Source organism: Paraburkholderia sp. BR10937, from assembly GCF_040965695.1.
In the GTDB taxonomy this organism is placed as follows: domain Bacteria; phylum Pseudomonadota; class Gammaproteobacteria; order Burkholderiales; family Burkholderiaceae; genus Paraburkholderia.
This window is the reverse complement of record NZ_JBFRCL010000051.1, coordinates 26,931-38,945: the sequence shown is the minus strand read 5'-3', so window position 1 is coordinate 38,945 and position 12,015 is coordinate 26,931. Positions and strand designations below refer to the sequence as shown.

Here is a 12,015-nt window from a genome sequence, read left to right as displayed (position 1 = left end):
CCCATTCTAAGCCTGCCAGAATCGGCTCGTTCCCCCTTCTGGAAGCGCCATGAAAGCAGCCATTCTGAAAACGCTCGACACGCCGCTCGCGATCGAACAGATACCGGATCCCCCTGCCGGCACCGGCGAGGTCATCGTGGACGTCGTTGCAGCGCCGGTGTTGTCCTATGCGCAGGAAGTGTTCAGCGGAGAGCGCCGCTATCCCATCGCGCTGCCGATCGTGCCTGGTTGCGGCGCGATCGGCCGGGTTCGAACCATCGGCCCGGATGCGACGAAGCTGCAACCGGGCGATTGGGTGTTCTGCGATCCGACGGTGCGTGCGCGCGACGACGCACTCATGCCCGACATCGTGCTGCAGGGCTGGAGCGCGCGGGGCGAGGGCGGTCAGAAATTGCAGTGCTATTTTCATGACGGCCCGTTCGCGGAACGGGTAAGGGTGCCGACCGAGAATGCGGTGCGTATCGGCGACATCGATCCGGCCGACGCCGCGCGATGGTGCGCGCTCAATACGCTGCTCGTGCCTTATGGCGGGCTGCTCGCGTCCGATCTGCGGGCGGGCGAGATCCTGCTCGTGAACGGCGCGACCGGCAACTTCGGCAGCGCGTGCGTCGCGGTCGCGCTCGCCATGGGCGCGCGCTGCGTCGTTGCACCCGGGCGCAACGTGCAGGCGCTCGGGAAGCTCGCGCGCAAATTCGGCGAGCGCGTGCGAACCGTGGCGCTTTCGGGCGACGAAGCAACGGATCGCGAACGCATGCAACGAGCGGCGCCTGGGCCGATCGACTGCGTGATGGACCTGATGCCGCCCTCGGTTCCGGCGACGACGGTGCGTGCCGCGGTGATGGCGGTCCGCCCATACGGGCGCGTGGTCCTGATGGGCGGGGTCGGCATGCTCGGCGGAGCCGGGCTCGAGCTGCCCTATCCGTGGCTCATGCGCAATGACATCACGGTGCGGGGCAAGTGGATGTACCCCACGCTCGCCGTGACGCTCATGACAGGTTTGATTCGTGGCGCACTGCTCGATCTGGGCCATTTCGATGTGACGACCTTCGCACTCGACGCTGCGAACGAGGCCGTCGCTCATGCAGCGGCGCACGGCGGGCCATTCAGCATGACGGTGATCTGCCCGTAGCGCCGATTCATGCGCTTTGCGGCGACGAACGGCGTGCACCCTTTCGTCCTGCCAGTGCGCCAAGCGCCGTCCGAGGCAATTCTTCGGTGGCCAGTGCCCACAGCGAATACGCCACGCCGCGCTGGAACAACAAGCCGACTGCACTGCGAAGCTCGCCCCTGCCCAGCGCATAGACCGAGTCGGTAACGGCCTTGGCGCCGTGCATCAGGACGCTGGCATGGCGGTAGCACCCCATCATGCAGGCGTTGCACGGTTCGCGTTGATCGGGGAGGCGGTCGAGGTCGAACACGGAGCCCATGGGCTCATGCCACGGCTCGCAACGCCAGACGTCGAGGTTCCAGTCGATATAAAAATACTTGCTGCCGGCGATACACGGAACGAGTTGCTGCTCGCCGCGCACGAACCGCGCGACTTCGTCCAGTGCGGCGCCCGGGTCCATCACGCGAAAGCGCTTTTTGAGGGCCTCGATGGCACTCAATGCTTCGAGTAGTTCGTCACGGCTGAGGTCGACGAGCTTCGAATTCTCGTCGTAAACAAGCGATGTGGAACCGAATGCGTCGCGCCTTGGGTAGGAAAACACCACGGAATCGAAGCCAAGCTGGCTGAGCGTTTCGGGAAGCGCTGCGTAGCGGACCAGATGGCTCACTGTCACCGTTGCGCAAACCGGGATGCCGAAGGTGTGCGCCTGGGCGATGCCCTCGCGGATGCGGGCCGCGAGGCCGGGCAGGCCGCGATTGCGCTCGTGCTCGCTCATGTCCGCGCTATCGATCGAGATCAGGAGACGCTTGAGGCCGGCTTCAGCGAGCTGCTTGATGTGGCGGGGGAGGAACCAGCCGTTCGTGATCACGCCGCACTGGATGCCGGCTTGCGTGGCCGAGCCTACGAGCGATTCGATTTGCGGATGCACCAGCGGCTCGCCGCCCTGGAGCGTCATGTAGCGGATCTTGCGTCTGCGCAGCATCGGCATTGCACGCGCGAACGCATCGGGATCGAGATAGCGGCGCGGGCCTGCCATTTTCTTCTCACGCGAGAAGCCGCAGAAGTCGCATGCAGCGTTGCAAACATTCGTCACCGAAACGTCGCAGACCGCCGGCAGCGGATTGCGGGGCTCGCTCGCGCCGTTGCTTACATTTGGCAAACTGCGCCACTTGATGGTCCGCTCTGTCCTGTCCATGGTGTCCTCGAGGTTTGCCAACTCGTTCCGCACGAACCATCATAGGTTACACAGTGCACACGTGTCGGATCGGGAACGATATTTGTTCAATCATGGCTCAAACGAATCCTGTTTGACTGGCCAGTGTCGGACGCCTTCAATCCCGATGCTTGAGGGCGTCTCACTGGGCAGTTCCGGGCGGGTTCGTGAACGTTATGCACGGGTTGCAGAAGGAGAGGGAAATGGTTGACACCACAACCACCAGGCCGCGCGTCATCGGCTTCAATCACGTCGCGCTGGAAGTCGGCGATATCGAGGAAGCGCTGGCTTTCTATGGTCGCATCTTCGACTTTCAGTTGCGCGGCAAGAGCAGGACGATGGCCTTCATCGATCTTGGCGATCAATTCATCGCGTTGCAGGCGGGACGCAAGCAGGCCGCCGACGACGGCCGGCACGTCGGCCTCGTTGTCGACGACAAGGAGGCGGCGCGCGCCGCGCTCGCGGCGGCGGGCGTGAAACCGCTCGACGGTCCGTTTCTGGATTTTCGCGATCCATGGGGCAATCGCATCGAGATCGTGGGCTACGACAACATCCAGTTCACGAAGGCGCCGAACGTCCTGCGCGGCATGGGCCTGACGCACCTGACCAAGAACGAAAGCGCGAAGAAAGAACTGGCCGAAAAAGGGATGGCGGCGAGTTGAAGTCCAGCTTTCGGTGATGGCGGATCGGCGGGACGGCTGCTTCGCTCAATTCGCTTGAGGTTGCGCTTGCTGCTCTTGTGGCGCCGGTTGTGGTTGCGGCGGCGGTTGCGGTACCGGTTGCGGTTGCAGCGGTGCTTGCGGTGCCAGTTGCGGCTGTGGCTGCAGCAGCGGCAGCGGAGGAGGTTGCGGCGCCGTGATCGGTTCGAGCCCGCTGTGCGTAATCGCGGCCGCCGCCTCGGGCGAGGACAGAAAGCGGATCAGCGCTGCTGCGCCGACCGGATTTCTCGCTGTGGTCGCAATACCGCCGGAGTACACCGTGTAACGTTGCACTTCCGCGGGCAGACTGCCGACCACCGTTATCCCTTTCACCGGCAATAGTTCCACGACCTGTTGCAAGCCGATCTCCGCGTCGCCGTTCGCGACGACAGTGGCGACCCGCTCGGCGGAAACCATGCGGCTTCTGCTTTTCACGCGCCCGTCAAGGCCCAGGCGCGAAAACAGTTCGTTGGCGATATAGGCGCCACTCGCACTATCCGGATAGACAATCGACTTCGCTGCAAGCAGCGTGCGGCGCAAGGCGTCGACCGTGCCGATGTCCGGTTTCGGCGCGCCGTCGCGCACCACGAGGCCGATTGGCGCGCGCGCGAAGTCCACCTTGCTGCCAGGCACCACGTTGCCGGCGCGAACCTGGCCGTCGAGCGCACTGCTGACCACGATCAGCACGTCGGCCCACTCGCCGCGCGCAAACCGCACGGGAATCGCATTCAGGGCGTTGCCCGTTGCCGCCCCCCAGACGGTGGCCAGCGTATAGCCGCTCTCGTCCTCGAATTGCGGGCCCAGATCACGATACGCTGGCGCAAACCAGCCCGACATCATGACTTTCACCTGGTCAGCCAGACATACGCCGGGGCCCAGTAGTGCGAACGCGATGCAGAGCGCGAGTGTGCGAACCCTCAGCTTGTGGATAGTCACGGTTGCGCCCCATCTCGATCGGCTGATCCGGCACCACGGACATGTATCGCTCCCTATTTGCGAGCAAAGCGTGCAACGAAAGCGCGCGATGAAAACGCGTTATGAAAGCGCGTCGTGGATACGACCTTTTGCATCGTTTATACAACACGTTCGTTTGTGCACACACTGGTTTTCTTCGCCTCTGATAGTCTTTTCCCAGCGACAGTTCGAGCGGTTATCAAACTTGACGCGTGCGATCGTGAAATCGAAGACAGGGGGGCTTATCCATGTTGCATTGGCTTTCAAACTTGATTGCCCACAATGCCGCAACGCCGGAGAAGCAGGCTCAACGCGCGATGAGTGAGTTGCGCATGGCACTGTTCCAGGCCGAACAGCGGGTTCTGGATGCGCAACTGCAGGCCGAGTATTACCGCACGCGAATTGCGTTTTGCGAGGAGGTGCTGAAGGCCGGCATCGAACAGGTGTCGGACCTGCGCAAAGGGCAACGCGAAGCGGTTACGCACGACTTGCGTCCGAACCTGAAGCTCACGACTTCGCAATAGTCGGGCGCGGCAGAAGAAACTCCTCGGCAGGGATAGAAAGTAAAAGAATCACAATGTGATGTAATATCTGTCCAGGGAGTTCGCCAGTCGATGCAAGGCCGAATCCGTACGGCGATTTGGGGACAAGGTGTGCGGCCGCACGGATCCGTGCGATGGCCCCGCATGGGCCGTGGCAGTTGCGGCTACGGCACCAAACTTGCTGAGTCGGTGTGTAGGGAAACCTTACTGGTCGAACAACTAGACCCTACATCAGGAGACGATCATGGATAAACGTGAGTACAGCCACTCCCAGGAGATCGAACAGGACGACGTTGATCCGGAAAACGAACCATTTCTGCATCCGTATCGTGCGTTACTGCACGAACCCACCGTCGTACTGATTGGCAACCCAGGCGACCGCGCAGACGTCGCTACGTCGGCGATACTGGGCTATAACTGACACGCAACGTTCGCTCGTTGATTGCCGGGTCAAATACTCGGTATTCCGAATTATCTGATTCGGCGATTCAACGGTTCGACGTTGGCGACAAGCGGCCGATGTGCGCCCATCCGGGCGCATCGCGCTCTTCCATCCGGTAGCCGGCAGAACAATCGACGCACCGCTAGACGCGCGGTAGATCGTCGATGGATTTTTCGACGTTACCGTCCGGCACTTCCAGATCGATTCCATCGATTCCGTTGGGATGCGGCACCGGCTTGATCTTCGGGCCAAGAAATCGCATGCCGCCCAGCGTAAACACCGAATACACCACGGCGCCCGAGCGGATGTCGCTGGTCACGGCCGCCACCTCGGAGATGGTGGGTGTCGAGAGCCAGTCGTGCGTCTGGGGGTCGATCAGCGCCCAGCGCACGTGTGTTACGCGGTCCGTTGAGGAACTGATGCGGACACCGTCGATACCATAGGTAGCCATAGCCGTCACCCTCGAGACGAGAATCCTAATGGTAATCCGTTCGCTGCCCGGGTGGTAGCGCGCCGGATGCCGTCCACCCGGCCGCGCTCACCACACCGCCTGGCTCGTGATTGCAAACTGCTTGAACTGGGTATCGACGTGCAACGGCGCGCCGTGCTCCGTCTTCTCGATGTGATCGACGAGCGGCAGCCCCACGCCTTCGAGCCAGTCGGAGAGGCCCAGGTCGACGGGCGTATCGATGCGCACGAACATGCCCGCGTTGGAGGCGAGCCAATGGCTGATCAGCGCCTTGGCGCGGCAGGCGTCCGGCGAATCGGGGGCGATCACGGGGCCGATCACGTGCCCGTCGCCAAAGCGGCGGAAGAGGGCGAAGCCGATCAGGTCGCCGTCGCGGTCGAGCGCGATGCCGCTCGCTTGATCGAGCAGTTTCGGCAGCATGTCCGAGCGGTCGAGGCCGCTTGCGCGCGTCGCCAGCTCGATGAGGCGGGGCCGGTCGCTCGCGCCGATCGGGCGCAGCCGCTCGCCCGCGGGCAGCGAGACGAGCGGCGGCTGAAACGCCGCGCCCTGGTGCTGGTGAATGCGGCCGATGCGCGTAAAGCCGAGCCGCTCGACGAGCGGCCAGCCCGTGTCGCTCGCGTGGAGCAGCAGCGTGCGCGAGGCGAGCGCCTGCATCCAGTGCTCGATCATGGCCCGGCCAATGCCGCGGCGCTGATGACTGGGCTTGACGATCAGCATGCCGAGCGTCGCCGCGTTGGGTCCGAACAACCAGGAGAACGCCGTGCCGACGAGCGAGCCGCTTTCGTCCACGGCCACGATGCCTTCGCCGATGCGGGCGGCGAAACGCCAGTCTTCGGGGCGGTGCCGCCAGCGCACTGCCGTCGACAACGCATGCGCGGCGGGCAGATCGTCGGCAGTAAATGCGCGGTAGGTAATGACGCTGTTCAGGTTTGGGTCGGACACGCCGGCCTCCAGATTCTGTATACGCGTCCCGTGACTATCGCATTGCCCGCCGTGGCTGACTAGGACGATCTTCCTGTTTGGGCGCGCGCCCGGCCGGCCCCCGTGATGCAATGCAAAACGCGGGGTTGGACGGTCAATAACGCGTCGATTCTGCTGATTGCGCTTTTTTGTCGGCGAAATATGCGGTGGCAGTGGACCTACGATATTTCCCATCGAGACCAAGTCGAGGGAACCCAGTCATGGACCAGTTCGATCCCGCCGCAGTGGCTGCCTCAGCGGCTGAAAAAGCCGGCCATTTCATCGGCGGCGAGTGGGTCGCCGAGGGCGCGGCGCGCATCGGGGTCGCGCGGCCATCGGACGGCGTCGTCTATGCCTCGGCGCCGCTTGGCGATGCGCAACTGGTGGACCGCGCCGTCGACAACGCGAAGCGCGCGTTTCGCGCGAGCGGCTGGCCACGCATGGCGCCGCGCGAGCGCGCCCGCATCCTGCGCCGCTTCGCCGACTTGATCGCCGCCGACACCGCCACGCTCGCGCCGCTCGAAGCGCTCGGCTCGACGCGCCCCGTGCGCGACGTGTGCGCGTGGGACGTGCCGTTCACGGCGGAAGGCATCCGCTTCTATGCCGAGTTCGCCGACAAGGTCGGCGGCGAGGTCGTGGCCACCGATCACGACCATCTGGGCATGACGATCGCCGAGCCTTATGGCGTGGTCGGCGCGATCGCGCCGTGGAATTTCCCGCTCGTGATGGCGTCGTGGAAGATCGGTCCGGCGCTCGCGGCGGGTAATGCCGTGGTGCTCAAGCCCTCGGAGATGACGCCGTTCTCCGTGCTGCGTCTGGCAGAACTCGCGATCGAGGCGGGCATTCCGCCCGGCATCTTCAACGTGGTGCAAGGCGACGGCGCGACGACCGGCGACGCACTCGTGCGCCACCCGGACATCGCGAAACTCACGTTCACAGGATCGACACGCGCGGGCTCGGCGATCATGGCGGCGTGCGCGCAAAGCGGCACCAAGCCGGTCACGCTGGAACTGGGCGGCAAGAGCCCGCAAATCGTCTTCGCGGATGCGCCGAAGCTCGACGAGGTCGCGCGCCGCATCGCCGGCGCGATTGCGGGCAATGCGGGGCAGGTGTGCGTGGCCGGCTCGCGCCTCTTGGTCGAGCGCACCGTTGCGGACGAGCTCGTTGCGCGCATCGAGCAGGCGTTCGCCGCGCTGCGCGCCGGCGCGACGTGGGCTTCGGGCACGACGCTGCCGCCCATCATTTCGGCAACCCAGGCCGCGCGCATCGAAGCGATTGTCGAGCGCAGCGTAGCCGAAGGCGCCACGCTCTACTGCGGCGGCCGCCGCGCCGACGCGCCGGTGCCCGGCGCGTTCTACCTGCCCACCATCCTCACCGGCGTGACGGCGCACACCGAGGCGGTGCGCGCCGAGATCTTCGGCCCGGTGCTTACGGTGCAGACCTTCGACACCGAGGAAGAAGCGCTCGCGCTCGCCTCGCATCCCGAATACGGCCTTGCCGCCGGCGTGCACACCGCGGACATCGGCCGCGCGCTGCGGCTCGTGCGCGCGCTGGAGGCGGGCACCGTGTGGGTCAACCGCTACGGCCGCAGCAACGACTTCATGATCCCGACCGGCGGCTACAAACGTTCGGGCATGGGCAAGGATCTCGGGCGCCAGGGTTACGAAGCGCACCTGCGTTTCAAGAGCGTGCTGATCGATACGGGAACCTGACGACATGCTGACTGCAAAGCTGACGAATGACGCAGGAAAACGCACGGTCATGCGGCTATGACCCGCGCGATGGCGCCACCGCAGAATCTGCTGCGGCGGCCCCTGCAAACGCGTGGTTTATACCGTGCAGGCCCCACGATTCGACGCCAACCCCCAATTTTGCGCTGCTTAAATTTTCCACAGGGACGCACTTCCACCTGTTTTCGCCACTGAGCCCGGAGCGGGTTCATCACACGAAAGGATTGCCATCATGATCGATTTCGAGCCGAAGTACATCACGTTCGACTGCTACGGCACGCTGACGAAGTTCCGCATGGCCGACATGGCGCGCGAGCTGTATGGCGACCGCCTCCAGGGCGCCGATCTCGAGAAGTTCGTCGCGTTCTTCGCGGGCTATCGCCGCGACGAGGTGCTCGGCGCATGGAAGCCGTACCGCGACGTGGTCGTCAATTCGGTGCGCCGCGCCTGCAAGCGCATGAACGTCGAGTTCATCGAGAGCGAAGCCGAAAAATTCTACACCGCCGTGCCGACCTGGGGCCCGCACCCGGACGTGCCCGAAGGCCTCGCGCGCCTCGCGAAGAAGTACAAGCTCGTGATTCTCTCGAACGCGTCGGACGACCAGATCCAGAGCAACGTCGACAAGCTCGGCGCGCCGTTCCATCGCGTGTTCACGGCGCAGCAGGCGCAGTCGTACAAGCCGCGCATGCAGGGCTTCGAGTACATGTTCGACCAGCTCAACTGCAACCCCGGCGACGTGCTGCACGTTTCGTCGAGCCTGCGCTACGACATCATGACGGCGCACGACATGGGCATCAAGCACAAGGCCTTCGTCAAGCGCGGCCACGAGCCGGGCACGCCGTACTACGAGTACTACGAAGTCGAGACGATCGGCGAACTCGCTTCGCAACTGGGTCTGTGAGAAGAGCGATAACCGAGGCCGCCCGATGAAGCTCGACTCCTACTGGCTCGATACCGCCCCTGGCGGTCTGCTCGCAAGCGAGGGACCGGTGGAGGGCCGCGTGGACGTCGCCGTGGTTGGCGGCGGCTTCACGGGGCTTTCAGCGGCGCTCGCGTTTGGCCGCCGCGGCGCGAGCGTCGCGGTGCTGGACGCGGGCCGCATGGGCGGCGGCGCATCGGGGCGCAACGGCGGCCAGTGCAATACCGGCGTGGCGCAGGACTATGCGGCGCTGCGCGAGCAGCTCGGCGTCGAGCGCGCGCAGGGTTGCTACCGCGCTTACGCGGCCGCCGTCGATACGGTCGAGCGGCTGATTCGCGAAGAGGGCATCGACTGCGACTATCTCGCCTCGGGCAAGCTCAAGCTCGCGGCGAAACCGCATCACCTCGAACACCTCGAACGCACGGCCGAGTTGATTCGCCGCGAGGTCGATCCGGACATCGAGATCATCGGCCGCGAGCAGATTCGCAGCGAGGTGGAATCGGACAGCTTCCATGGCGGACTGCTCCAGAAGCACGGCGGCCAGATGCACATGGGGCGCTTCGCGGTAGGGCTCGCAAACGCCGCGGTACGACGCGGCGCACAGCTCTACGAGCACGCCGCCGTGACGTCCATCGCGAAAGAGAGCGGCGGCTATCGTGTGGAGTCGGCTCGCGGAACGTTGCTCGCGCAACAGGTATTGATCGCGACGGGCCCTTCGCGGCATGGGCCGTTTGCGTGGTATCGGCGGCGTCTTGCGCCGGTCGGCTCGTTCATCGTCGTGACGGAACCGCTGCCGCCCGCGCAGCTCATGCGGCTATTGCCCAACCGCCGCTCGTACACGACGAGCCGCCTCATGCACAACTATTTCCGCGTGACGCCGGATTCGCGCCTGCTGTTCGGCGGCCGGGCGCGCTTCACGGCGTCGGAGCAGCCGTCCGATGCCAGAAGCGGGCGCATCCTGCAGCGCACTCTCGCGCAGCTCTTTCCGGCGCTCGCGAGCGTGCGGATCGACTACTGCTGGGGCGGGCTCGTCGATATCACCGCGGACCGCCTGCCGCGCGCGGGTCGGCACGAAGGCGTGTGGTTCTCGATGGGCTACAGCGGTCACGGCACGCAGATGTCGACGCACATGGGCCAGGTAATGGCCGAAGTGATGAGCGGCAACCCGTCCGCGAACCCGTGGCGCGATTTCGCGTGGCCTGCCATTCCGGGGCACACGGGCAAACCGTGGTTTTTGCCGCTCATCGGCGCGTACTACCAGATCAAAGACGTTTTTTACTGACCCAGCTTTTCCACAACACACAGCCTCGATACGTCGAGCTGCGGCCCCCCACATCAGACGCGGAGAAGTTTCATGAGCATCGACAAATCGCTTGAAGACATCGCTCACACGGGCGTGCGGCTCGATGAATTGACGAAGCGCGGCGCCTCGCGCCGCGACCTCCTTCGCGCGATGGTCGCGGGGGGCATGATGTCGATGACGGGTGCGGGCCTGCTTGCCGCGAGCGGCGCGGCCTTCGCGCAGGAAAAGCCGAAGCAGGGCGGCAAGATCCGCGTGGCGACGCAGTCGTCGTCCGCGTCGGACACGCTCGACCCCGCGAAGGAGTCGGTGTCGACCGACTATGTGCGCGCGAACATGCTGTACAACGGCCTGACCGAGTACGACTCGCATCTCGGCGCGCAGATGGCGCTCGCGCAGTCGCTCGAAACGAAAGACGCGACGGTGTGGGTCGTCAAGCTGCGCAGCGGCGTGCAGTTCCACGACGGCAAGACGCTCGCGCCCGCCGACGTGGTGTACTCGCTCATGCGCCACAAGGATGCCGCGGTGGGCTCGAAGGTCAAGACGCTCGCTGACCAGTTCCAGGACGTGAAGGCCACGGGCCCGAACGAAGTGACGATCACGCTCTCGGGGGCGAACGCCGACCTGCCCGTGATCCTCGCGGACGCGCACTTCATGATCCTCAAGGACGGCGCGAACGACTTCAAGACGGCCGTGGGCACCGGCCCGTTCAAGCTCAAGGAGTTCTCGCCGGGCGTGCGCACGGTGGTCGTGCGCAACGAGCGCTACTGGAAGCCGGGCCTGCCGCATCTGGACGAGATCGAACTGGTCGGCATCGGCGACGAGTCGGCGCGCGTGAACGCGTTGCTCTCGGGCGACGTGCAGCTCATCAACCAGGTGAGCCCGCGCTCGACCTCGCGCATCAAGGGCACGCCGGGCTTCGCGGTGAAGGAGACGAAGACGGGCCAGTACACCGACCTCATCATGCGCGATGAAGGCGGCATCACGGGCAACGCCGACTTCCGCCGCGGCATGATGCACCTGTTCGACCGCGAGCAGATCCGCAACGCCGTGTTCCTCGGCTATGGCGCGATCGGCAACGACCAGCCGATCGATCCGACCAACAAATATTATTTTGCTGGCCTGCCGGAGCGCACGTTCGATCCGCAGAAGGCCAAGTTCTACTTCCAGAAGGCGAAGCTCGGCAGCACGCCGCTGCAGATCTATGCCTCCCCGGCAGCGGACGGCTCGGTCGAAATGGCGATGCTGCTGCAGCAGGTCGCGCCGCAGGCGGGCCTGAACCTTCAGGTGGTGCGCACGCCCGGCGACGGCTACTGGTCGAACCACTGGATGAAGCACCCGCTGACCTTCGGCAACATCAACGCGCGCCCGAGCGCCGACGTGATCTTCACGCAGTTCTTCAAGTCGGATGCGCCGTGGAACGAGGCGAACTGGAAGGACCCGAAGTTCGACCAGATGCTTCTGGCCGCGCGCGGCGAGCCGGACGAGGAGAAGCGCAAGAAGATCTACGGCGACATGCAGGTGCTCGTGCACAGCGACGGCGGCATCGGCATTCCGCTGTTCCTCAGTTCGCTCGACGCGCATACGACGAAGCTCAAGGGCCTCGGTTCGATTCCGATTGCCGGACTCATGGGCTTCAAGTTCGCCGAGAACGTCTGGCTCGAGGCGTAGTTCCTGGTG

The 12,015-nt window shown here is 64.8% G+C and carries 12 protein-coding genes; 8 read left to right on the top strand and 4 right to left on the bottom strand.

Annotated features, from left to right (window positions below; translation table 11 throughout):
• The first annotated feature begins 49 nt into the window (after positions 1 to 49).
• The gene (locus tag AB4Y44_RS31955; RefSeq protein ID WP_368701791.1) at positions 50 to 1,129 is read left to right on the top strand and encodes a zinc-binding dehydrogenase; all 1,080 of its coding nucleotides are present in this window, start codon (positions 50 to 52) and stop codon (positions 1,127 to 1,129) included.
• A 7-nt stretch (positions 1,130 to 1,136) separates the two neighbouring features.
• Here the strand turns inward: AB4Y44_RS31955 and AB4Y44_RS31950 are convergent, their stop codons facing one another.
• Positions 1,137 to 2,303: a radical SAM protein gene (locus AB4Y44_RS31950; RefSeq protein ID WP_342924753.1), complete on the bottom strand. Its 1,167-nt coding sequence runs from the start codon at positions 2,301 to 2,303 to the stop codon at positions 1,137 to 1,139.
• A gap of 221 nt (positions 2,304 to 2,524) precedes the next feature.
• On the opposite strand from AB4Y44_RS31950, the gene AB4Y44_RS31945 reads away from it, so the two are divergent.
• Positions 2,525 to 2,983, top strand: coding sequence for a VOC family protein (locus AB4Y44_RS31945; RefSeq protein WP_342924754.1), 459 nt, complete (start codon positions 2,525 to 2,527; stop codon positions 2,981 to 2,983).
• A gap of 45 nt (positions 2,984 to 3,028) precedes the next feature.
• Here the strand turns inward: AB4Y44_RS31945 and AB4Y44_RS31940 are convergent, their stop codons facing one another.
• Positions 3,029 to 3,955 (bottom strand): substrate-binding domain-containing protein, encoded by a 927-nt coding sequence (locus AB4Y44_RS31940; protein WP_368701790.1) that lies wholly within the window; start codon positions 3,953 to 3,955, stop codon positions 3,029 to 3,031.
• Positions 3,956 to 4,221: 266 nt separating this feature from the next.
• Between AB4Y44_RS31940 and AB4Y44_RS31935 the strand changes: the two genes are divergently transcribed.
• Positions 4,222 to 4,497 carry a hypothetical protein gene (locus AB4Y44_RS31935; RefSeq protein WP_342924756.1) on the top strand — a complete coding sequence of 92 codons (276 nt, stop codon included), beginning with the start codon at positions 4,222 to 4,224 and terminating at the stop codon, positions 4,495 to 4,497.
• Between the two features lie 262 nt (positions 4,498 to 4,759).
• Entirely contained in the window at positions 4,760 to 4,936 is a 177-nt protein-coding gene (locus AB4Y44_RS31930) for a hypothetical protein (protein ID WP_342924757.1), read from the top strand.
• Positions 4,937 to 5,099: 163 nt separating this feature from the next.
• Here the strand turns inward: AB4Y44_RS31930 and AB4Y44_RS31925 are convergent, their stop codons facing one another.
• The gene (locus tag AB4Y44_RS31925) at positions 5,100 to 5,408 is read right to left on the bottom strand and encodes a hypothetical protein (RefSeq protein ID WP_028207982.1); all 309 of its coding nucleotides are present in this window, start codon (positions 5,406 to 5,408) and stop codon (positions 5,100 to 5,102) included.
• Between the two features lie 87 nt (positions 5,409 to 5,495).
• Complete coding sequence (locus AB4Y44_RS31920; RefSeq protein WP_246089312.1) at positions 5,496 to 6,368, bottom strand: GNAT family N-acetyltransferase; 873 nt, start codon at positions 6,366 to 6,368, stop codon at positions 5,496 to 5,498.
• A 239-nt stretch (positions 6,369 to 6,607) separates the two neighbouring features.
• Between AB4Y44_RS31920 and AB4Y44_RS31915 the strand changes: the two genes are divergently transcribed.
• The 4 genes from AB4Y44_RS31915 to AB4Y44_RS31900 all read left to right on the top strand — a co-directional run bounded on the left by AB4Y44_RS31915 (position 6,608) and on the right by AB4Y44_RS31900 (position 12,006).
• Positions 6,608 to 8,098, top strand: coding sequence for an aldehyde dehydrogenase (locus AB4Y44_RS31915; RefSeq protein ID WP_368701789.1), 1,491 nt, complete (start codon positions 6,608 to 6,610; stop codon positions 8,096 to 8,098).
• A 250-nt stretch (positions 8,099 to 8,348) separates the two neighbouring features.
• Positions 8,349 to 9,017: a haloacid dehalogenase type II gene (locus tag AB4Y44_RS31910; RefSeq protein WP_342924759.1), complete on the top strand. Its 669-nt coding sequence runs from the start codon at positions 8,349 to 8,351 to the stop codon at positions 9,015 to 9,017.
• 25 nt (positions 9,018 to 9,042) lie between these two features.
• A complete protein-coding gene (locus tag AB4Y44_RS31905) occupies positions 9,043 to 10,317 on the top strand; it encodes an NAD(P)/FAD-dependent oxidoreductase (RefSeq protein ID WP_368701788.1) in 1,275 nt (424 codons plus the stop codon).
• Between the two features lie 72 nt (positions 10,318 to 10,389).
• Complete coding sequence (locus AB4Y44_RS31900; protein ID WP_368701787.1) at positions 10,390 to 12,006, top strand: ABC transporter substrate-binding protein; 1,617 nt, start codon at positions 10,390 to 10,392, stop codon at positions 12,004 to 12,006.
• Positions 12,007 to 12,015 lie beyond the last annotated feature (9 nt).